Here is a 21,956-nt window from a genome sequence, read left to right as displayed (position 1 = left end):
CATGCGCTTTCCCACCCCCCTTGTTCCGGCCACGCTGATCCGCCGCTACAAACGGTTTCTCGCCGATATCCGGCTTGAGGACGGGACCGAGGTGACGGCCCATTGTGCCAACCCCGGCTCGATGCTGGGGCTGGCCGATCCCGGCACGAAGATCTGGGTCGAACCCAACGACGATCCGAAGAAAAAGCTGAAGTACGGCTGGCGGCTGGTCGATCAGGCGGGCACCTTCACGGTGGTCGACACGGCCATCGCGAACCGCGTGGTGAAAGAGGCGCTGCTGGCAGGCCGGATCGAGGCCCTGCGCGACTATTCAACGGTGCTGCCGGAACAGAAGTACGGCGAAAAAAGCCGGATCGATTTCCTGCTGCGGGCCGAGGCCACGCCGACCCTGCCCGATGTCTATGTCGAGGTGAAATCCGTCACCCTGTCCCGCCAGCCCGGCCTGGCCGAGTTTCCCGACAGCGTCACCGCCCGTGGCGCCCGCCACATGGAGGAGCTGGCCGCCATGACGCAGGCGGGGCACCGGGCCATGGTGCTGTTCCTTGTGCAGCGGTCGGACGCCGACCGCGTCACCGTGGCGGCTGACATCGACCCGGCCTATGCGGCGGCCATCACAGCGGCACGGGCCTCGGGGGTCGAGGTGCTGGCCCTGTCCTCGATCATCTCTGCGCAAGAGATCACCGCAGGCCCGGCCTTGCCCTTCGCCTGATCCGCGGCCCGGGTGCGATCCGTTGTACCTGCGCGAAAAACGTCCTATCTAGGGCGCAAACCACGCCGAGAGGACCGCCTTGGACGACAAAGGCCAGATAACCCGCGACGGAATCCGCATCTATCAGGAGGCGGATTTTGCCGGGATGCATGCCGCCGGAAAGCTGGCGGCGCAGATCCTCGACGAGGTCGCCGAACACGTCTTCCCCGGCCAGACGACCGGTGAGATCGACCGCATGATCGAAGAGAAGGTCAATGCGGCCGGCGCGACTTCGGCCACGATCGGCTACAAGGGGTACAAGCACGCCTCCTGCATCTCGATCAACCACGTGGTCTGTCACGGCATCCCCGGCGACAAGAAGCTGAAGGACGGCGATATCCTCAATATCGACGTCACCGTGATCGTCGATGGCTGGTACGGCGACACCAGCCGCATGTACGTCGCGGGCAAGCTGTCGCGCAAATCCGAACGGCTGATCGAAATCACCCATGACGCCCTGATGAAGGGCATCGAGGCGGTGAAGCCCGGCAACACCTTCGGCGACATCGGCTATGCCATCCAGAGCTTCGTCGAAGCCAACCGCATGTCCGTCGTGCGCGATTTCTGCGGCCACGGGCTGGGCCGGGTGTTCCACGCGCCCCCGAACGTGCTGCACTATGGCCGACCCGGCAGTGGCCCGACGCTTGAGGAAGGGATGTTCTTCACCATCGAACCGATGGTGAACCTGGGCCGTCCGGAAACCAAGGTGCTGGCCGACGACTGGACCGCCGTGACCCGCGACAAGTCGCTGTCGGCGCAGTTCGAACATTCGGTCGGCGTGACGGCCAACGGGGTCGAGATCTTTACCCTGTCACCTGCGGGCAAATTCCACCCGACCTATTGATCCCGGCCCGCCGGGGCGCTGCCCCGGACCCCGAGGTATTTCGGACCAGGAGAAGAAAAGGCGCGGGATCAACCGCGCCTTTCGTGTTTTCGGGCAGGGTGTCTGTCAGACTGCTTCGAGCATCAGGGCGATGCCCTGGCCCACGCCGATGCACATGGTGCAGATCGCGCGCTTCGCACCCATGTGGCCCATCGACAGACCGGCCGTCAGGGCAAGACGTGCGCCGGACATGCCAAGCGGGTGACCAAGCGCGATCGCGCCGCCGTTCGGGTTCACATGATCGGCATCATCGGGCAGGCCCAGCTGGCGGGTGACGGCAAGGCCCTGCGCCGCGAAGGCTTCGTTCAGCTCGATCAGGTCGATGTCGCCGATGCCGTAGCCGGTCATCGCCAGCAGCTTTTCGGTCGCAGGCGCCGGGCCGATGCCCATGATGCGCGGCGGCACGCCGGCCGTGGCCATGGCGGTGATCCGGGCGCGCGGGGTCAGGCCGTACTTCTTCACCGCCGCTTCCGACGCGATGATCACCGCGCAGGCGCCGTCGTTCACACCCGAGGCATTGCCGGCCGTGACCGACCCGTTTTCACGAAACGGCGTCGGCAGGGCGCCCAGTTTCTCCAGCGTGGTCGCACGGGGGTGTTCATCGGTATCGACGATCTTGGGGTCACCCTTCCGCTGCGGGATGGTCACCGGCACGATTTCCTCGGCCAGGCGGCCCGAGGCGATGGCGGCGGCGGCACGCTCTTGCGAGCGCAGGGCGAAGGCATCCTGCGCCGCGCGGTCGATCTGGAACTGGTCCGCCACGTTTTCGGCCGTCTCGGGCATCGAGTCGGTGCCGAAATGCTTGTGCATGGCGCGGTTCACGAAGCGCCAGCCGATGGTGGTGTCGTAGATCTCGGCCTTGCGGGAAAAGGCGCTGTCGGCCTTGGGCATGACCAGCGGCGCGCGCGACATGGATTCGACGCCACCGGCGATCAGCACCTCCATCTCGCCCGACTTGATCGCCCGGGCCGCCGTGCCGACGGCATCAAGGCCCGAACCGCACAGGCGGTTGATGGTGGCACCCGGCACATCTTCGCCCAGCCCCGCCAGCAGCGCCGACATGCGGGCCACGTTGCGGTTGTCTTCGCCGGCTTGGTTGGCGCAGCCCATGTAGACGTCGTCGATCTGGACGCCCGGGTTGCGCTCCATCAGGGCCTTCATGACACCGGCCAGCATGTCGTCGGGGCGCACCGTCGACAGCCCTCCGCCATAGCGGCCGATCGGTGTACGCAGGCCATCGCACAGGTAAGCTTCGGTCATTGGGATCCCCTCTTGGTCAATTTGCGCGCAACCTGAAAGAAACTAACCCTGCGGTCAAGTTCCATGGAAGGTCGTTCCGCGATGCGGACAGCCGACCGGTGAAACCCCTTGATTTCCGTCTGCATCCGATCAACTCTTCGGGTATGACGGTGCAAGACCCGACCCCCTTTCCCCATACCCCGCAGTCCGAGCGCGTCGCGTTTCACCGGACCGAACTGTCGGTGATCCTGTCGCTGTATGGGCGCATGGTCGCCGCCGGGGAATGGCGCGATTACGGCATTTCCACCCTGTCGGACATGGCGGTCTTTTCCGTCTTTCGTCGCACGGCCGAGAACCCGCTCTACCGGATCGAAAAGCGGCCGAAGCTGCGGCTGAAGCAGGGGATGTATTCGGTGGTGGGCATGGATGGTCAGGTGCTCAAGCGCGGCGGAGACCTGAAGACCGTGCTGCGCGTGCTGGAGCGCAAGCTGATCCGCGCCGTCGACTGATCAGAGCACCCTTCGACGTACCGTGACCGGCCCTTCGGCCGCCTCGATCCGGGCGATGGCGCCGTTCAGATCCTCGTAGGCCACCGCCATGTGATGGGCATTCGCGTGCAGGATGCGGCCGTCACCGACCACCCAGGCGACATGCCCTTTCCAGAAGATCAGGTCGCCGCGTGCCAGCGGTTCACCGACCTCCAACTCGCGGCCCAGCCCTTCGGCCTGCTGGTCGCTGTCGCCCGGACAGGGGATGCCACAGGCGAGACAGGCGGCCTGAACCAGCCCCGAACAGTCGATGCCAAAGCTGCTGTTGCCCCCCCAGAGGTAGGGCACGTTCAGATAGCGCTCGGCCTCGGCCACAGGATCGGTCGCAGGCGGATCGAGCGGGGCGAGGTGCGGCATCGGCACGTGGATCCCCCAGGTCTCACCAACCTCGCCCGGCAGGCAGGCTTCGGCCCAGTCGCAGTGATCGTGGGTCACCGCGCGCACTGACAGCAGCGACCCGATCGACAGGGGCACACCCGGCGCGGGATCCTTCAGCGCGGGGTTCGAAAACCAGTAGGTCGGGGCCACGACGCGGTGCGTCGGCCGGTGGTCCTGATCCGACAGATCCTCGGCCGCGACATAGCCGACGAACCCGTCGCGTTCGGCAAACCCGAAGACGTGATCCTCGCCGAGATCAAGCACCATGAAGGCCTCTCCGAACACCAGTTCGCGATCCCGCGCGCCCTCCCCGTCGCCCCGGGTCAGGATGGGGGTAACCTCGCTGATGACACGGTGCCGTTGCGGGTCGACGAACCGCTCGGCCTCGACCTGGCCTTCCAGCGACCGGTCGGCGACCCGGCCGTTGGATTTCAGGACACGCCGGTCGGTCACAGGCCCAGAACCTCGGGCAGCGCGGCCAGCACGGCGCGGGCGCCCTGACCGACGCCGCCTTTCGGGCGGGCGGGCGCGGCGGCGGGTTGCCAGCCGTAGATGTCGAAATGGGTATAACGCGCGGTCTCTCCGGCAAAGCGGCGCAGGAACAGCGCCGCCGTGATGGACCCGGCAAAGCCGCCCTTGGGCGCATTGTCCAGATCGGCGATACCCGGTTCGATCATCGCCTCGTAAGGCGCATGGAAGGGCATCCGCCAGACCGGATCCGCGACCCGTGCCGCCGCCCCCGTGATCGCAGCCGCGACGCCCTCGTCATCGGAATAGAAGGGCGCGATATCCGGCCCCACGGCGACCCGCGCGGCCCCGGTCAGCGTCGCCATCGACAGCATCAGGTCCGGCTCGCCTTCGGCCCCAAGTGCCAGGGCATCCGCCAGCACCAGCCGCCCCTCGGCGTCGGTATTGTTGATCTCGACCGTGAGCCCGTTGCGCGCCGTCAGGATGTCCTGCGGGCGGAAGGCGTTGCCGGAAACCGAATTCTCAACTGCCGGGATCAGCACGCGCAGTTGCACCGGCAGATCCAGCGCCATAATCATCCGGGCAAGCCCCAGCACCGTGGCCGCCCCGCCCATGTCCTTCTTCATCAGGCCCATCGACGCACCGGGCTTGAGGTTCAGCCCGCCGGTGTCGAAACACACGCCCTTGCCGACCAGCGTCAGCTTCGGCCCGGATGTGCCCCAGCTGAAATCGATCAGGCGCGGCGCACGGGGCGAGGCGCGGCCGACCGCGTGGATCATCGGGAAGTTCTGCGCCAGCAGGTCGTCGCCCCGGATCACGTCGAAGCGCGCCCCGAATTCGGTCGCAAGGCCAGCGGCCGCGTCTTCCAGGTCCTCCGGGCCCATGTCGCTGGCCGGGGTGTTGATCAGGTCGCGGGTCAGAGCCTCGCCTGCCGCGATCGCCTCGATCCGCGCGGCGTCGATCCCGTCGGGGGCGACCAGCCGGGCGGTTGTGCCATGGGCCGGGGCGTAGCGGTCGAAGGCATAGCCCGAGAGAAGCCATCCAAGGGCCTCCTCCTCGACCGCGATACCCGACAGGTCCCCCGCAAGACGATAATCGCCCTGCGGCAGCTTGGCAGCCGCAGCGGCTAGCGTGAACCGCCCCCGCGCGCGGCGCGCAGCGGCGCCGTATCCGGCCAGTGCCATCACGGGGGCGCCATTGGCATCGGGCACCAACGTCACCTCGCCCAGACCCGCCGCGAAGCCTGTCGCCTTGACCCACGTCTGAACGGCGGCCTCCTGGCCGGACAGCCAGCCCTCCAGCGCGTCGGCATCGATCACGTGAAGCGGCAGGGCCGCGTCGGGGTCTTGGGCAAAGGTCAGGGGCATCGGTGTCTCCGCAGGGAATTTGGCCAGAGCCTAGCCCGATGCAACGCCGCCGCAAGGGCTTTCCGGGGTCAGACCCGCACGCCCTGCATGTCCCAGATTTCCATCAGTGACCGTTCCCCGATGCGCAGCAAACGTGACAGGGTCGCCGACAAGGCCACGCGGTCGTTGTCATCGATGCAGATGGTCACGTCGCTGGCCACACGGCACAACGTATGCATGCCGATCTGTTCGGCGATGCCGGTCAACGACCGCGCCGCCTTGCGCATCTCGCCCATGCGGTCCTGCCGGAACAGCCGTTCGACCAGAGACAGCCGGACGGCCAGTTCTTCCATCGCACGGCACACCACGTCTTCGGCCCCGACTTCGCCCAGCTGGTCATAGAGCGATTGCAGCCGGTCCGGATCGAGGCGCACATCTTCGTTCTGCGCTAGAATCCTTACTTGATCCACGTTCTCACACCCTTGTTCGTCGTCCCACAAGCACTGGTTATGACTGGGATCTCTTCCCAAAACCTTTCGTCACAAGCGAATTCTCGGCAGAATACGTTTCAAATTCGCTTCAACCGCGCGGCCGCCGCGCTATATACGCGACAGGCCGACGCCAAGACGAAAGGATGATCATGCCTCACTCAAAGCCGCTCCCCGCCTATCTGGTCCAAAGGTTCCATGGCTGGCAGGCCACGACTTTTTCGGACAACAAGTCGTGGTACAAGCGTCTTGCCACCGAAGGACAGCGCCCGCGTGCGATGATCATTTCCTGCTGCGACTCGCGCGTGCATGTCACCGCGATCTTCGGTGCGGATCAGGGCGAATTCTTCATTCACCGCAATATCGCCGCGCTGGTGCCGCCCTATGAACCCGATGGCAACCAGCACGGCACCTCGGCCGCGATCGAATATGCCGTCACCGCTCTCAAGGTGGCGCATGTGGTGGTCGTGGGCCATTCCAGCTGCGGCGGCGTCAAGGGCTGCCTCGACATGTGTTCCGGCAACGCGCCCGAGCTTGAAGAGAAATCAAGCTTCGTCGGCCGCTGGATGGACCTGCTGCGCCCCGGCTACGAGCGCGTCAAGGACATCGCCGACTACGATGCCCAGGCCCGGGCGCTGGAACGTCAGGCGATCCTCGTGTCGCTGGACAACCTGATGACCTTCCCCTTCGTGAAAGAGGCCGTCGACAAGGGCGACCTGTCGCTGCACGGGCTGTGGAACGACATCGGCGAAGGCGGACTGGAACAGTACATCCCCGAAAAGGACCGCTTCGAAGCGGTCTGACACATCGACCGGGACAGGCCGCCGGGCCTGTCCCTGCAGTCCCGCGCCCTAGCGCAGGACCTTGCCGTCGGGCCAGCGGATGCGGTGGTTCAGCTCGACCCGCTGGTCTGTCTTGGGCGCCATGTCGAAGCGCCACTCCAGCACGCCGCGCAGATCGTCGATGTTGGTTTCCGTCGGCACCGGCTGCGCATCCCAGGAAATCTCAAGATCCTCCTGTTCCGAATAGGGCACGCGGTCGCGCAGGCGCACCGACCAGCTGCGCGCGGTCAGGTTGCGCAGGGTGATCTGGACCTCTTCGTTCTGTTCGTTCCGGCGGGTGATCACGCCGCGATCGCCTTCCTGCCGGTCCAGCACCACGCGTTCCAGCCGCAACCCCTCGATCGGGCCGAAGGACAGCTCGGCCTTGTCGCCGTTGGCGATCAGGTCAAGGTAACGCTGGCCGACGAAGGTGCCGTCCAGATAGAACTGTGCCGCGCCGCCGCCCAGGATCAGCTCTCCGCTGTCGTTGGTGAATTCGGCCGCAAGAAACGCCGTGGGGTCCGACAGCGGTACCGCGCGGGCAAAGACCTCGGGCGTGAAATCCAGCGTGCCGAGGGAAATCTTCACCGCATCGGCTTCGTTCGCCACGCTGACCCGGTCGGGATAGCTGTAGGTGACCGACAGGCCGTCGAACTGTGACGTCGCGGTCACTTCCTCCATCACCGGTGCGGGTACGGCCATGTCGGCGGCTTTCATCGATCCACGCGCCAGCGTCATCGGCTCGGGACGTTGCGGATCGATGGCCCGGCGCAGCCAGGGCCAGACCTCTCCCGGCTGGCCCTGCCCCGACGGACGCACGGTCGACAGGGTCAGCGCCACGTTGCGCCAATCCTCTCCGGTCGACTGTTCGACGTAGGCGCCGTTCTGAAGGGTCAGCCCGGCATCGCCCTGTGTCACCAGCCGGACATCATAGGTCGGCGTCCACGAGGCTTCGGCCACGGTATAGGTCAGCACCATCTCGCCCTGTGCGCCGCCGTCGGAACTGACGTCGATGGACAGGTAGGCCCGGTCGCCCGATCCGGTCGACAGCGCCTTCAGCGCCTGCTCCGCATCCGCCAGATCCTCGCGCGCGTCCTTCACGGCGCGCTGCGCCTCGCGCACGCGGGTTTCGGCGGCCTGCACGGCGCGACGGGCGGTCAGCCCCTCTTCTCCGATCAGGGTCGCAAGTTCGCGCAGCTTGTCGGCGCTGACCTGCGCGAGGTCGTTGGACTGGCCGATGCCATCCAGAAAGGCGATCCGTGCCCGCGCCGTGTCCGCTTCGATCTGGATCGAGGCGACGGCGTCCTGCGCCACCTCGACCGCGCGTTCGCGCTCTTCCACCAGCGCCTCGGCGGCCTCGTATTCGGCGGTCTGGCTGTCAGTGCGCGGCGGCACGAAATCGTCACGGTAGCGGATCGCGCCGACGGTCAGACCGGGCGCATTCAGCCGCAGGCTGGCCGGATCGATGCGCGGCATGTCGGTCAGGATCAGCTGATGCCGCCCGGCGGGGATCTCGTAGCTGGCCACGCGGGTCAGCGTGGCCCCCTGCGGGAAAACCGTCGCCTCGGCCACCCGGCTGGGGACGGCGATGTCATCAGCCCAGAGCGGTGCGGGAATGGCCAGAAGGCAAAGGGCGAGAGCATGGCGGCGCATCGGAAACCTCACTTGTCCGTAGTGTCGGCGCACTGTCGCGCGAACCATCGCAAAGGCCAAGTGACATCCCCGTTCATTTTTGGTGACCGGCAGGAAAAGGCTGCATGGCCCCGGCAAAACGAAAAGGGGCGGCCCGCCGGACCGCCCCTGTCGTACCTGCAGAAGAGAGGCCTCAGCCCTTCTTCAGCACCCGCTTGCCAAGCGTTTCGGCAATCTGAACCGCGTTCAGCGCCGCGCCCTTGCGCAGGTTGTCGGACACGCACCACAGGTTCAGACCGTTTTCGATCGTGCTGTCCTGACGGATGCGGGAAATGAAGGTCGCGAAATCGCCGACGCATTCGATCGGGGTGACGTAGCCGCCGTCTTCGCGCTTGTCGATCACCATGATGCCCGGCGCTTCACGCAGGATGTCGCGCGCTTCGTCTTCGTCCAGGAAATCCTCGGTCTCGATGTTGATCGATTCCGAATGGCCGACAAAGACCGGCACCCGCACGCAGGTCGCGGTGACCTTGATCGACGGATCGATGATCTTCTTCGTCTCGGCGACCATCTTCCACTCTTCCTTGGTGGAGCCGTCTTCCATGAAGACGTCGATGTGCGGGATCACGTTGAAGGCGATCTGCTTGGGATAGACCTTGGCCTCGTATTCATCGGTCGGGTTGTAGATCGCCTTGGTCTGGTCCCACAGCTCGTCGATGGCTTCCTTGCCCGAGCCCGAAACGGACTGGTAGGTCGACACCACGACACGCTTGATCTTGGCGCGGTCATGCAGCGGCTTCAGCGCCACGACCATCTGCGCGGTCGAACAGTTCGGGTTGGCGATGATGTTCTTCTTGGCATAGCCGTCGACCGCTTCAGGGTTGCACTCGGGCACCACCAGCGGAACGTCCGGGTCGTAGCGATAGAGCGAGGAGTTGTCGATCACGACACAGCCCGCCGCGGCGGCCTTGGGCGCGTATTCCTTGGTCGGGCCCGAGCCCACGGCAAAGAGCGCGATGTCCCAGCCAGTGAAATCGAAGGTATCCAGATCCTGGGTCTTGAGTGTCTTCTCGCCAAAGCTGACCTCAGTTCCGAGCGACCGGCGCGATGCAAGCGCAGCGATCTCGTCCACCGGGAACTCACGCTCCGCGAGGATGTTCAGCATTTCGCGGCCCACATTGCCCGTGGCACCGGCGACGACGACTTTATAGCCCATCTGGAAAATCTCCTTTCACTCGGGTCGGCGGCGTATACCGCAGCCTCGGCCCGGTGCAAAGCGTAATGCGATGATCCCTTGTATCAAGGGCGCGGATGAAACGCCTTAATCCGTTCGGTCCCGCGCCATCAGGTAGATCAGCAGCCCGATGGTCTGCGCCCCGGCATAGAACAGCAGCACCGGCACGAACCCCCCACCTTCGTAAAGCGGCCCGGTGATGACCTGGGCCAGCCCGGCCCCGCCGATCGAGAAGAGGTTCATCAACGTGACCCCCCGCCCGACGAGGTGCGGCGGCAGGAACGCCCGGCCATGGGCCATCAGCATCGGATAGTTCGACAGCATCAGCCCGATCACCGCAAATAGCGCCGCCGCCGTCCACAGGCCCTGCGGCGGCATCAGCGCCAGCCAGGTCACCAGGCTGATCCCGATGGTCGCTCCGCCGACGTTGATCCACTTGCGGGTGCCGAAGATCCGGTCCAACGGGCCGTAGACGAAGGTGCCGAAGATCATGGCCGAGGCCATGATCAGCGTGGCATAGCCGATCATCCGGGCATCCGCGCCGTAGGTTTCCGCAAAGAACGGTCCCGCCCACATGCCGCGCAGACCTGCAGCGGGGGCATAGTTCACCATGGTCAGCGGCAGGATCAGCCACAGGCCCCGGATCTTCAGCACGTCCAGCAGACTGCCCCGGGGCGCATCCAGAATATGCGGCGGATCCTGCACCAGGCGCATCAGCAGCAGCGCCACCACGACCGAGGCCACGGCCAGAAGCGCCATGCTGACCCGCCAGCCGAAGGCCTCGACCGCCAGCGCAAGCGGCAGCGATCCGGCCAGGTTCCCCGCCTGCCCGAAGGCGATGACCAGTGCCGCAAAGGTCGCGAACATGGCGGCCGGATAGACCCGGGCCAGGATGTAGTAGGACGCCATCAGGACCGGCGAACAGCCCACCCCGATCAGACCCATAGCGAAGATGATGTGCCAGGGTGCCTGTGCCAGCGCAAAAAGCGCCGCGCCGCCGCCACCGCCGATCAGCAGCAGCCAGCTTGACGTCAGGCGCGGTCCCAGACGGTCCAGCGCCCAGCCCACGGGGATCTGGCACAGCGCGAAGACCAGAAACCAGATGCCCGAAGCCCAGGACAGATGCGTCGCCTCGACCCCGATGTCCTGGTTCAGGACGTTGGTCAGGACCGGCAGGAAGGACCGGAAGAACTGGCTCAGCACATAGGCCAGCACGAGAAGGACAAGATCGAGACGCATCATCCGCCCCGCCGGGTGGTCACGGTCAGGGCGATGCCGCCCGTCGCATCCGGCCCCTGCACAAGCCTGCGCAGGCCGACGATCCTGTCGTCCCGTGTCATCCGTTCCTCCCTCGATGATCGGCGCGACGATCCACTGACCGCGCGGTAAAGACAAGCCTCGGCGTCACATACCCGCCCCTGCAGCCGCGGGACGTCAGGCGATCTCGGGCAGGTCGGGCGCGGCGGCGATCAGTTGCTGGGTGTAGGGATGCTGCGGGTTGGCAAAGACCTGATCGGTCGGGCCCTGCTCGACGATCTCACCGGACTTCATCACAAGGCAGCGGTCGGTGATGACCCGCACCACCGACAGATCGTGGCTGATGAACAGGTAGCTGAGCCCGAAGCGTTTCGACAGATCCGCCAGCAGGTCGAGGATCTGCGCCCGCACCTGCACGTCCAGCGCCGACACGGCCTCGTCCAGCAGGATCAGGTCGGGCTTGATGATCAGGGCGCGAGCGATGGCGATCCGTTGCCGCTGCCCGCCGGAAAATTCGTGGATGTACTTGTAGCGGTCCGCCTCGCTCAGCCCGACCGAGGTCAGCGCCTCGGCAATCGCGCGGTCGCGGTCGGCCCCCGTCGGAGGCGTGTCGAGCAAGTGGAACGGCTCGCAGATCAGCCGGTCGACCCGGTGGCGCGGGTTGAACGACCCATAGGGGTCCTGGAACACAACCTGCATCCGCCGCCGGACGTCGCGGTTGGGCTTGTGGCCGGTGAAGACCGGTTCGCCGTCCAGCAGGATCTCTCCGCCCTGGACCTCCTCCAGACCCAGGATCGCGCGGGTCAGCGTGGACTTGCCGCAGCCGGATTCCCCGACCAGCCCCAGGCTTTCGCCCTTTTTCAGATCGAAGGAGACGCCCTTCACGGCCTCGACCTCTCCGGCCGGGCCGAACAGCGTCTTGCGCGGCAGGCGATAGGTCCGGCGCACGTCACGCACCCGCAGCAGCGGCGCCTCTTCGACATGCACGGCACGGTCCGGCGCATGGGTCGAGGCGGCAAGAAGCGAGATCGAATAGGGATGCTTGAGCGCGCCGAAGATGCCCGGGCACGGCCCGCGTTCGACCACCACGCCGTTCTGCATGATGACGATCTCATCCGCCATGTCCGCCACGACCGCAAGGTCGTGCGAGATCATGAGCATCCCCATCCCGTCCTCGCGCACCAGCCGCTTGAGCAGGTCGAGTATCTGCGCCTGCGTCGTCACGTCCAGCGCCGTGGTCGGTTCGTCCGCAATCAACAGCTTGGGTCGCAGGGCGATGGCCATGGCAATGACGACCCGCTGACGCTGCCCGCCCGAAAGCTCGTGCGGATAGCGCGACAGGGGAAACCGATCCTCGGGCAGTTCGACCCGGTTCAGCGCCTCGCGCGCACGGGCCATCGCCTCGGATTTCGACACCCGCTCGTGGATCAGGATGGTTTCGGCCACCTGGTCGCCAATGGTGCGGATCGGGTTCAGCGCCGTCATCGGTTCCTGGAACACCATGCCGACTTCGTTGCCGCGCAGGTCGCACAGCGCCGCCTCGGGCAGCGACAGCATGTCATGGCCGGACAGGATCACGCGCCCCGAGGCCTGTGCGCCTTCGGGCAACAGCTGCATCACCGTGAAGGCCGTCATCGACTTGCCCGACCCCGACTCGCCGATGACGCCCACGATCTGGCCCGGATCGACCGACAGCGACACGTCGCGCAGGATGTGGTGCCGCCCGATGTCGAGGCTCAGTTTCTCGATCCGAAGAAGGCTCATGACCGGCCCCGCAACTTCGGATCGAAAAGGTCGCGCAAACCGTCGCCCATCAGGTTGAGCCCCAGCACCGTCAGCAGGATCGCGAGGCCGGGAAACAGCGCCATGTGCGGCGCGAAGGAAATCATCGTCTGGCTTTCCGCAAGCATCCGGCCCCAGGACGGCGTGGGCGGCTGTACGCCAAGACCGACATAGGACAGCCCCGCCTCGGCCAGGATGCCAAGCGAGAACTGGATTGTCCCCTGCACGATCAGCAGGTTGGTCACATTCGGCAGGATGTGTTCCACCGAAATCCGCGCTGCGCCCTTGCCCGCGACACGCGCCGCCAGCACGTAATCGCGCTGCCACAGCGTCAGCGCGCCGGATCGTGTCAGGCGGGCAAAGACGGGGATGTTGAAGATGCCGATGGCAATGATCGCGTTCAGCGCCGAAGGTCCGAAGATCGCGGTGATCAGGATGGCGATGACCAGCGATGGAAAGGCGAAGACCAGGTCATTCGCCCGCATGATGACCTCGTCCAGAAGCGACCCCTTGCGCGCCGCCGCCCAAAGGCCAAGCGGCACACCGAAGACCAGCCCGATGCCGACCGCGACAAAGGCCACGGCGATCGACACGCGCGCGCCGACCATGATCATCGACAGGATGTCACGCCCGAAATGATCCGTGCCCAGCAGGTTGCGGGCCGAGGGCGGCTTGATCCGGTTGGCGATATCCATGCCGGTCACGTCAAAGGGCGTCCAGGCAAAGCTGACCAGCGCGGCCAGCGCAAAGGTCAGCGTCAGCATGGCCCCGATCACCAGGTTGCGCGACCGCAGCGCGCGGCCCCACAGCCGCACCGGCGCACCCGAGGGCGGCAGGCTATCCGTCCGCAGATCCGTCATCGCCGCCGCAGCCTCGGATCGACCAGCGCATAGGCGATCTCGACCATGAAATTGACCATGACCACGGCAAAGACCAGCAGCATCACGACCGATTCCACCACAATCAGGTCACGCGCCGAAATCGCCTGGAAGATCAGGCGACCGAGGCCGGGCAGGAAGAAGACGTTTTCGATGATGATACCCCCCGCCAGCAGGAAGGCGAACTGCATCCCGATGATGGTCAGCACCGGGATCAGCGCATTGCGCAGCGCATGTCGCCACAGGGCCTGGCTTCGGGTCAGCCCCTTGGCGCGGGCGGTGCGCACGAAATCCTCGGACAGGGTGTCGACCAGCGCCGACCGCATCACCCGCGCCAGGATCGACGCCTGCGGCAGCGCCAGCGCGACGGCCGGCAGGGTCAGCGCCTTGATCGACACCCAGAACCCTTCGTCCCAGCCGGGAAAGCCGCCGGCTGAAAACCAGCGCAGGTTCACCGCGAAGACGACCACCATCAGCATGGCGAACCAGAAATTCGGGATCGCAACGCCCAGCTGCGTGATGCCCATCACGCCCACGTCCGCCGCCGATCCACGACGCGAGGCTGCCCAGATGCCCGCCGGAAAGGCGATCACCGTCGACAGGGTCAGCGCATAGATCGCCAGCGGAAGGGACACCCAAAGCCGGTCGCCCACCATGTCCGCCACCGGCGTCCGGTAGGTGTAGGACGTGCCGAAATCCCCGACCAGCATGCCCCCGACCCAGTCGACATAGCGCGTCAGCATCGACCCGTTCAGGCCCAGCTGGTCCCGCAGCGCGGCCAGCGTGTCTTCCTGCGCGTTGACGCCCAGCATCAGTACGGCGGGATCGCCGGGCAGGATTTCGATGACAAGGAAGATGACCAGCGACGCGACCGCAAGGCTGATCGACAGGGACAGAAGGCGCGAGAGGGTGTAGCGAAGCATGGGGTCTTACCCGTCCTGCCGCGCAGATACGACCCGCCCCGCGCCGAAAGACGGCCCGCCGAATGGGGTAACCCCGGTATCCGGCGGGCAGCAGATCATTCGGACCAGGACACCCCGGTCACGTCCGCAGCCTGCGTCGGCGCGTTGATCCAAAGGCCCTCGACCCCGGTCTTGGCAACCGTGTGCAGCGGCAACTGGAACAGATACGCATTGACGTAGTCTTCGGCGATGGTGGTCTGCGCGGTCTTCAGCATCTCGGACCGCTTGGCCGGATCGCTTTCGACGCTCAGATCTTCCATCAGCTTCTGCAGTTCGGGATTGTCATACTGGAAGTAGTAATCGGGCCGCGCGTAGATGTTGATGTCCAGCGGTTCGGTGTGGCTGATGATCGTGAAGCCGAAATCGTGCGCCCCACGGAAGGTCGTCTCAAGCCACTGGGCCCATTCGACATTCTCGATCTCGGCCTCGATACCGACAGCGCGCAACTGGGCCGCCACGATCTCGCCTCCGCGACGCGCGTAGGACGGCGGCGGCAGGGTCATCTTCAGCTTGACCGGGGTGGTCACACCGGCCTCGGCCAGCAGCGCCTTGGACTTCTCGGGATCGTATTCGGACAGGCCCGTCAGATCCAGGTAGTCGGGATGATGCGGCGCGAAATGCGTGCCGATCGGGGTGCCATAGCCGAACATCGCACCGTCGATGATATCCTGACGGTTGATCGCATGGGCCACGGCTTCGCGCACCTTGACGTTGTCCAGCGGCGGCATCTTGTTGTTCATCGCCAGGATCGTCTCGCCCTCGGTCGATCCGATCAGCACCTTGAAGCGCGGGTCGGCATCGAACTGCGGCAGGTTTTCGGGCGCCGGGAAAGCCGCGAAGACATCGAGGTCTTCGGCCATCATCGCGTTGAAGGCCGCCGTCGGGTCGCTGATGAACTTGAAGGTCACCGCATCAAGCATCGCGGGGGTGCCCCAGTATTCGGGGTTCTTCTTCAGTTCAATCCGGTCGCCCTGCGCCCAGCTGTCGAACATGAAGGCGCCGGTGCCAATGGGCGTGGTCTTGATGTTGTCGATGCTTTCGGGTGCCACGATGACGGCATCACCCCAGGCCATGTTGAACAGGAAATTCCCGTCCGGGTTCTTCAGCATCACGGTCACGGTCTGCGGATCGGTCGCTTCGACCGACTCGATCCCCGCGAACAGGGCCTTCTGCGCATTGGCGCTGTCTTCGGCCCGCGCCCGGTCGAGCGAGAATTTCACATCCTCGGCGTCCATCGTGGTGCCGTCGTGGAACTTGACGCCTTCGGCCAGGTGGAAGGTATAGGTCTTGCCGTCTTCCGAGATGTCCCAGCTTTGTGCGAGACCCGGGCCGACCGACCCGTCGGGGCCGAACCGGGTCAGCCCTTCGAACACGTTGGAATACACAACCGAATCGATGGCCCCCGCAGCGGCAGAGGTCGGGTCCAGATGCGGCGGTTCAAGCTGCATCCCCAGGACAAGGTCCGTCTTCTCGGCCAAGGCCATCGTCGCCGACAATGCCAGCACGCTGGCAAGCCCGGCAGTCAAGGGTTTAAAGGTCATAGTCCACTCCCTGTTCACGCCCGTTTTTCAAGGGCTTTGGGGCGACCCGAGAAGCGACAGAAGGCTGAGAGCCATCACCTGTGCAGAGGCCACCATGTCATCGACCCCCACATATTCATCCGGTTTGTGCGCAAGGTCCAGAATGCCCGGGCCATAAGCCACGCAATTTTTTAACTTTCCGATCCGATCAATGTGCTTCTGATCGTAGGTGCCCGGCGAAACCACGTAGGACGGATCCTTGCCAAGCGTCTGGCGAATCGCCTCCGTCACCGTGGTGACGACCGGCGCATCGCGTTCGGTCATGGTCGGCAGGACCCTGTGCATCTCGCGGATGCCATAATCGAACCCCGCACGCCCGGCCTTCACCCGTTCCAGCACGTCGCGGATTTCAGCCTGCACCTCGTCGATGTCTTCCTCGATCAGGAACCGGCGGTCGATCACCATGCGCGCGCTGTCGGGCACGACCGGCGACGGCAGCCCGGTGCTGTCCGAAGGGATCTCCTCCTGCCCGCCATGCAGCGAATTGATGTTCAGAGTCGATTGCTTGGCCCCTTCCGGTACCACCGGCATGTCGGTCCGCTTCTGGGCCAATGCCGGAAACAGCGTCGCCTCCATCTCGTGCAGGACGGCCCCCATGTGGCGCACGGCACAATCACCAAGGAAGGGCATCGACCCGTGGGCGATCTCTCCGTGCGTCTCGATCTCGGCCCACCAGACACCACGATGGCCCAGGCAGATGCGGTCGACGTTCAGCGGTTCCGGGATAATGACGTGATCGACCTTTTGGTAGAACCCCTGCTCGGCCAGGTAGGCGACACCGCCGAACCCGCCCGATTCCTCGTCCGCCGTGCCGGAAATCTCGATCGCGCCCTGCCAGTCCGGCACCACCGCCAGGAAGGCCTCGGCCGCGACGATCGACGCCGCCAGCCCGCCCTTCATGTCACAGGCTCCGCGGCCATAGACCTTGCCGTCCTTCAGCTCGCCTCCGAAGGGATCGGTCGTCCAGCCCTTGCCCACATCGACCACGTCGATGTGCGAATTGAAATGCACGCACTCTCCGGCCCGCGCGCCTTCGCGCCGCGCCACGATGTTCCAGCGCGGATAGACCTCGCTGTCGCCCGGAGCACCGACCGCGCGCACCAGCTGGGTCTCGAACCCCGACGCCTTCAGTCGACGGTCAAGATATTCGCAGATCTCGCGATAGTTCTCGCCCGGCGGGTTCAGCGTCGGAATTCGGATCAGCTCCTGCGTCAGGGCAATCAGGTCGTCGCGCCGCGCCTCGACCTCGGCCGAGATCTTCGCCTGCAGATCAGTCAATTGAGGGGTCTGTGTCATGGTGACAGGATGCGCCGCACCCGCTACGGTCTCAATACCGTAGTTTCACGGGAGTCCCCCTTGCCCGACCTCGCCTCGCTTGCCTTCGACATGGCCCCGGTCGGCATCTGCCTGACCGAAGACCGCATCATCCGTGCGGTCAACGAAAGTTTCGCACGGATGACCGGACACGACGCCAACCTGTTGCCAGGCCAAAGTTTTCGCATCTTCTACGACAGCGACCGCGCCTTCGACGGCATCCGCGATGTCGGGCTTGACCCGTTGCGGGACGGGCGCGACTTCACCGATGAACGGCTGCTGCGCCATGCCACGGGCCGGGCGATCCTGGTGCGGTTTCGCGCGCGAACATTGACGCCGGACCGCCCCCTGGCCCGGCTGGTGATGACCTTTGCGCCCCTGACGGACACCACGCAGGACCGCCACCTGACGCCGCGCGAACGCACCGTGATCGCAGGCCTCACTCGCGGCCGCACCAGTAAGGAAATCGCCCGCGATCTGGGCCTGTCCCCACGCACCGTCGAAGATGTCCGCGCCCGCCTTCTGCGCCGCTTCGGGGTCCGCAATGCCGCTGAACTGCTGGCCCGGCTGTCGGGCCCGGCCTTTTGAACAGACCCCGGGTATAGAAGTGTAACTATAGTTAACTGCAGATATTGTGAACGCCGCTGTAACATGCATATTTCCGCCTTCCGGATGAAGGAGACCCAAGATGCTGGCAATCCCGCCCGATGATCAGCAGGACCGCCTGCAGGAGCTTCGGGACCTCGACATTCTGGACACCGCGCCAGAAGAAGATTTCGACGACGTCGTGCAACTGGCGTCGCGCATCTGTGGCATGCCCATCTCTCTTATTTCGCTGGTTGACGAAGACCGGCAGTGGTTCAAGGCCCGCAAGGGCATGAACGACACCTCCACTCCGCTGGAACAGGCGATCTGTGCCCATGCGATCCTCGAGGACGACTATCTCGAAATCGGCGACACGCTGACCGACCCGCGCACGCGCGACAATCCCCTGGTCACGGCCGACGACGCGCTGCGGTTCTACGCCGGCGCGGTCCTGCGCACCTCGAACGGCCATGCGGTCGGTACGTTGTGCGTGCTGGACAAGCAGCCCAATTCCCTGACCGATCTGCAGCGCGAAACCCTGCGGGTGCTTGCGAAACAGGTGATGGCGCAGCTTGAGCTGCGCCGCGTGGTATCCGAAGCCGACCTGCTGCGGCGCGAGGTCGACCACCGCGTCAAGAATTCGCTTCAGTCCGTTGCCGCACTGACGCGCATCCAGGCCCGCACCGCGACCCACCCCGAAACGCGCGAGGCGCTGAACCTGACGGGGCGCCGGATCGACACCGTCGCGCTGCTGCACGAACACCTCTATGCGCCCCGCGCGCAGGGCCGCATCGCGATGGAGGACTTCCTGCCCCGCGTCGCCAACCTGCTGCAACAGGCCGCCCCTGCCAACATCCTGCTCACCACGGATGTCGCGCCCTTCACGCTCTCCTCGGCGCGTGCGGCGGCCGTGGGCGTTGTGCTGAACGAATTCGCCAGCAACGCCTTCAAGCACGCCTTCACCGACGGCCAAAAGGGAACGATCGCCTTCCGGCTTCAGACGCAGGACGATGGCGGCGCGCTGCTGACCTGCTCCGACAACGGTCGCGGGATAGAAGACGCCGACACCGCGAAGGGCGGGCTTGGCTTCACGATCATGGAGGCCTCGGCCCAGCAGCTTGGCGGTCGGGCCGAACGTCACTCGGACGCGGGTGGCACGACGATCCAGCTGACCATCGCGCCGGAGCCTGCGGCCTGACCCCGGACCCCGGTGGTCAGACCAGCGTGTCGCAGGCCGTACGGATCGCCTTGATGTTCGCCCCATAGGGAGCGGGATCGGCCACCGAACCGCCCTTGAAGACGGCCGACCCGGCAACCAGGACATCCGCCCCGGCCTCCCACATGGCGGGCGCGGTCTTGGGATCCATACCGCCGTCGATCTCGATATGCACCGGGCGGTCCCCGATCATCGACCGCAGCTCGCGGACCTTGGCGGTCATGTCGATGTACTTCTGACCGCCGAAGCCCGGGTTCACCGTCATCACGCAGACCAGGTCGACAAGATCCAGCACCTCGGCAATGGCGCCTGCCGGCGTGCCGGGGTTCAGCGCCACGCCCGGTTTCATGCCCGCGCCCCGGATCGCCTGAAGCGTCCGGTGGATATGCGGCCCGGCCTCGACATGGGCGGTCAGGATATCCGCGCCCGCGTCGGCGAAGGCGTCGATATAGGGATCGACCGGCGCGATCATCAGGTGCACGTCCATGACAGTCTTGATGTGCTTGCGGATCGCCTTCACCAGCGGCGGACCGAAGGTCAGGTTCGGCACGAAATGCCCGTCCATGACGTCGACGTGGATCCAGTCCGCGCCCTGCGCCTCGACCGCTTCGATCTCGGCTCCGAAGTTGGCGAAATCTGCGGCCAGGATCGACGGCGCGATCTTGAGGTTGCGGTCAAAGCTCATGCCCGTCCCTTTCATCTTTCCAGAAATACTCCCGCCGGAGGCGGATTACCCGTGCAACGCGGCGATGCGGTCGACCTCTTCAGCCGATCCGAAGACAAAGGGCCGTCTCTCGTGCAGCTCTTCGGCCGTCAGCGACATGATCGGCGCAACGCCATCCGTCGCCTTGCCGCCCGCCTGTTCGACCAGGAAGGCCATCGGCGCGACCTCGTAGACCATGCGCAACCGGCCATTTTCGTATCCCTTCCGGGCGTCCGACGGATAAAGGAACGTACCACCCCGCGTCAGGATCCGGTGCGTTTCCGCCACCAGCGATCCGACCCAGCGGAAGTTCATGTCCTTGCCCTTGCGCCCATCCTTGCCGGTCTCGTTCTCTTCGACATAGGCCAGCACGGGTTGCGTCCAGTGGCGCCGGTTCGAGGCGTTGATCGAAAATTCCTTGGCCGCGGCCGGCAGGTCCATCGCCTTGTCTGCCAGCACGAAGGCGCCTGTTTCGGGGTCGAGCACGAACAGCATCGTGCCCGCGCCAAAGGTCACCGCCAACAGGGTCTGCGGACCATACGCGATGTAGCCCGCGCAGATCTGGTCAGAGGCGGGGCGCAGGAAGCTGGCCTGCGCACCGCCCGCGGCCTCGAAGATCGAAAAGATCGTGCCGATGGTCACGTTCACATCGATATTCGAAGATCCGTCCAGCGGATCGGTCGCCAGGGCCAGTGTGCCGCCCTCGTCGATCGTCAGCACGTCTTCCTGTTCTTCCGAGGCGTAGTATTTGACGCCCGTGCCCCTGAGCGCGGCCTCGAACATCTCGTCCGCCATGACGTCCAGCGCCTTCTGCTGGTCGCCGTCCGAGTTTTCGCCAACCCCGGCGCCCAGAGCACCCGCCAGGGGCCCGCGCGCGATCACGCGCGACAGTTTCGCGCCGGTCGCGCACATCGCCTCGATCGCGGGGCGCAGGTTTTCGGGAATCAGGGCGGGGTCGATGGCGGGCATGGGCGTCTCCGGCTGCTGTCGCGGTGCTTATGCCCCATTCCGGGCGGGCGCAAAACCTCAAACGGCATCGGGACTGGCCGGGGCGGACGGGGGGCTGTCTGCCCCCCGGCGCGTGCCGCGCTCCCCCCGAGGATATTCGACCAGGGGAAGCAGGGGCCGTCAGGCGAGTGACTGGCCGCCGTCAGCGATGATCAACTGGCCATTGACGTAGCCCGACAGGGGCGAGGCGAGCCAGAGCGCGGTGCCCGCGATCTCCTCGACCGTGCCCATGCGGCGCATCGGGTTGGCGCTGTTGATCCGCTCGATCCGCTCGGGATCTTCCCAGAGCGCCCGGGCGAAATCGGTCTTGATCAGGCCGGGCCCGATGGCGTTGACCCGGATCTTGCGCGGCCCCCATTCCAGCGCCAGCGCGCGGGCCACCGCCGCATCGGCGGCCTTGGTCACCCCGTAGGCGCCAAGCGTGGTCGAGCCTTTGATCGCCGCCACGGACGAGATGATGACGACTGATCCGCCGCCGTTGTCGGCCATCTGCGGCAGCACCATCTTGCACATCGTATTGATCGTGCGGACGTTGGTCACCAGCATCTTGTCGAAGACCGCGTCGTCCAGATCCTGCATCGGGCCATAGACCGGATTGATCGCCGCATTGGGGACCAGCACGTCGATGCGGCCCCATTCGCGGATGGTCGTGTCGACCAGGTTCTGCAGATCTTCGGGATTGCCGATGTGGCAGGGGACGACCAGCGCCTCTCCGCCCTTTTCACGGATCGCCTCGGCCACCGGGTCGCAGGCCTCGCGCTTGCGCGAGGAGACGACGACCTTGGCCCCCGCCTCTGCGAACATTTCCGCCATCGCGCGACCGATGCCGCGCGATGACCCGGTGATGAGGACGACCTTGCCTTTGAGATCAAGCAAGTCGGTCATC

Annotated in this window: 21 protein-coding genes; 6 read left to right on the top strand and 15 right to left on the bottom strand. The window is 65.6% G+C overall.

What is annotated here, in order from left to right; all coding sequences use genetic code 11:
* Window position 1 precedes the first annotated feature (1 nt).
* On the top strand, window positions 2–709 hold the full coding sequence (gene sfsA / locus E4S58_RS10725; protein WP_136636398.1) for a DNA/RNA nuclease SfsA: 708 nt from the start codon (window positions 2–4) through the stop codon (window positions 707–709).
* A gap of 79 nt (window positions 710–788) precedes the next feature.
* Window positions 789–1,592: a type I methionyl aminopeptidase gene (gene map / locus E4S58_RS10720; protein ID WP_136636397.1), complete on the top strand. Its 804-nt coding sequence runs from the start codon at window positions 789–791 to the stop codon at window positions 1,590–1,592.
* Between the two features lie 105 nt (window positions 1,593–1,697).
* On the opposite strand, the gene pcaF is transcribed toward map, so the two are convergent.
* The gene (gene pcaF / locus E4S58_RS10715; protein ID WP_136636396.1) at window positions 1,698–2,891 is read right to left on the bottom strand and encodes a 3-oxoadipyl-CoA thiolase; all 1,194 of its coding nucleotides are present in this window, start codon (window positions 2,889–2,891) and stop codon (window positions 1,698–1,700) included.
* Window positions 2,892–3,034: 143 nt separating this feature from the next.
* Between pcaF and E4S58_RS10710 the strand changes: the two genes are divergently transcribed.
* Window positions 3,035–3,379, top strand: a complete 345-nt coding sequence (locus E4S58_RS10710; RefSeq protein WP_136636825.1) for a DUF2794 domain-containing protein — start codon at window positions 3,035–3,037, stop codon at window positions 3,377–3,379.
* Here E4S58_RS10710 and E4S58_RS10705 read toward each other — a convergent pair whose 3' ends face one another.
* From E4S58_RS10705 to E4S58_RS10695, 3 genes are all read right to left on the bottom strand, one after another.
* Window positions 3,380–4,249: a C40 family peptidase gene (locus E4S58_RS10705; RefSeq protein ID WP_136636395.1), complete on the bottom strand. Its 870-nt coding sequence runs from the start codon at window positions 4,247–4,249 to the stop codon at window positions 3,380–3,382. It lies immediately after the preceding gene.
* The gene (locus tag E4S58_RS10700; RefSeq protein ID WP_136636394.1) at window positions 4,246–5,631 is read right to left on the bottom strand and encodes a leucyl aminopeptidase family protein; all 1,386 of its coding nucleotides are present in this window, start codon (window positions 5,629–5,631) and stop codon (window positions 4,246–4,248) included. Before E4S58_RS10700 ends, E4S58_RS10705 begins: the two co-directional genes overlap by 4 nt.
* Window positions 5,632–5,699: 68 nt before the next feature.
* Window positions 5,700–6,044, bottom strand: coding sequence for a hypothetical protein (locus E4S58_RS10695; RefSeq protein ID WP_240789528.1), 345 nt, complete (start codon window positions 6,042–6,044; stop codon window positions 5,700–5,702).
* Between the two features lie 206 nt (window positions 6,045–6,250).
* Here E4S58_RS10695 and E4S58_RS10690 point away from each other — a divergent pair, with 206 nt between their 5' ends.
* The gene (locus E4S58_RS10690) at window positions 6,251–6,901 is read left to right on the top strand and encodes a carbonic anhydrase (RefSeq protein ID WP_136636392.1); all 651 of its coding nucleotides are present in this window, start codon (window positions 6,251–6,253) and stop codon (window positions 6,899–6,901) included.
* 48 nt (window positions 6,902–6,949) lie between these two features.
* Here the strand turns inward: E4S58_RS10690 and E4S58_RS10685 are convergent, their stop codons facing one another.
* From E4S58_RS10685 to E4S58_RS10650, 8 genes are all read right to left on the bottom strand, one after another.
* Window positions 6,950–8,572: a mucoidy inhibitor MuiA family protein gene (locus E4S58_RS10685; protein WP_136636391.1), complete on the bottom strand. Its 1,623-nt coding sequence runs from the start codon at window positions 8,570–8,572 to the stop codon at window positions 6,950–6,952.
* A gap of 172 nt (window positions 8,573–8,744) precedes the next feature.
* Window positions 8,745–9,767, bottom strand: coding sequence for an aspartate-semialdehyde dehydrogenase (locus E4S58_RS10680; RefSeq protein ID WP_136636390.1), 1,023 nt, complete (start codon window positions 9,765–9,767; stop codon window positions 8,745–8,747).
* A gap of 105 nt (window positions 9,768–9,872) precedes the next feature.
* On the bottom strand, window positions 9,873–11,024 hold the full coding sequence (locus tag E4S58_RS10675) for an MFS transporter (protein ID WP_136636824.1): 1,152 nt from the start codon (window positions 11,022–11,024) through the stop codon (window positions 9,873–9,875).
* A 195-nt stretch (window positions 11,025–11,219) separates the two neighbouring features.
* A complete protein-coding gene (locus tag E4S58_RS10670) occupies window positions 11,220–12,806 on the bottom strand; it encodes an ABC transporter ATP-binding protein (RefSeq protein WP_136636389.1) in 1,587 nt (528 codons plus the stop codon).
* Complete coding sequence (locus E4S58_RS10665; protein ID WP_136636823.1) at window positions 12,803–13,588, bottom strand: ABC transporter permease; 786 nt, start codon at window positions 13,586–13,588, stop codon at window positions 12,803–12,805. The genes E4S58_RS10670 and E4S58_RS10665 overlap by 4 nt, the downstream gene beginning before the upstream one ends.
* A 92-nt stretch (window positions 13,589–13,680) precedes the next feature.
* Window positions 13,681–14,625: an ABC transporter permease gene (locus E4S58_RS10660; protein ID WP_136636388.1), complete on the bottom strand. Its 945-nt coding sequence runs from the start codon at window positions 14,623–14,625 to the stop codon at window positions 13,681–13,683.
* A 95-nt stretch (window positions 14,626–14,720) separates the two neighbouring features.
* A complete protein-coding gene (locus tag E4S58_RS10655) occupies window positions 14,721–16,205 on the bottom strand; it encodes an ABC transporter substrate-binding protein (protein WP_136636387.1) in 1,485 nt (494 codons plus the stop codon).
* A 27-nt stretch (window positions 16,206–16,232) separates the two neighbouring features.
* A complete protein-coding gene (locus E4S58_RS10650) occupies window positions 16,233–17,522 on the bottom strand; it encodes an acetylornithine deacetylase/succinyl-diaminopimelate desuccinylase family protein (protein WP_420821278.1) in 1,290 nt (429 codons plus the stop codon).
* Window positions 17,523–17,600: 78 nt separating this feature from the next.
* Here E4S58_RS10650 and E4S58_RS10645 point away from each other — a divergent pair, with 78 nt between their 5' ends.
* A complete protein-coding gene (locus E4S58_RS10645; RefSeq protein WP_136636385.1) occupies window positions 17,601–18,146 on the top strand; it encodes a PAS and helix-turn-helix domain-containing protein in 546 nt (181 codons plus the stop codon).
* Window positions 18,147–18,246: 100 nt separating this feature from the next.
* Complete coding sequence (locus E4S58_RS10640; RefSeq protein ID WP_136636384.1) at window positions 18,247–19,341, top strand: sensor histidine kinase; 1,095 nt, start codon at window positions 18,247–18,249, stop codon at window positions 19,339–19,341.
* A 16-nt stretch (window positions 19,342–19,357) separates the two neighbouring features.
* Here E4S58_RS10640 and rpe read toward each other — a convergent pair whose 3' ends face one another.
* From rpe to E4S58_RS10625, 3 genes are all read right to left on the bottom strand, one after another.
* Entirely contained in the window at window positions 19,358–20,044 is a 687-nt protein-coding gene (rpe, locus tag E4S58_RS10635) for a ribulose-phosphate 3-epimerase (RefSeq protein WP_136636822.1), read from the bottom strand.
* A gap of 45 nt (window positions 20,045–20,089) precedes the next feature.
* Complete coding sequence (locus E4S58_RS10630; protein WP_136636383.1) at window positions 20,090–21,031, bottom strand: class 1 fructose-bisphosphatase; 942 nt, start codon at window positions 21,029–21,031, stop codon at window positions 20,090–20,092.
* Between the two features lie 159 nt (window positions 21,032–21,190).
* Complete coding sequence (locus tag E4S58_RS10625) at window positions 21,191–21,955, bottom strand: SDR family NAD(P)-dependent oxidoreductase (protein ID WP_136636382.1); 765 nt, start codon at window positions 21,953–21,955, stop codon at window positions 21,191–21,193.
* Window position 21,956: the final 1 nt, after the last annotated feature.

Source organism: Pseudooceanicola onchidii (genome assembly GCF_004959925.1).
GTDB lineage: Bacteria > Pseudomonadota > Alphaproteobacteria > Rhodobacterales > Rhodobacteraceae > Pseudooceanicola > Pseudooceanicola onchidii.
The sequence above is the reverse complement of the archived record's forward strand: the minus strand, read 5'-3'. Positions and strand labels throughout refer to the sequence as shown.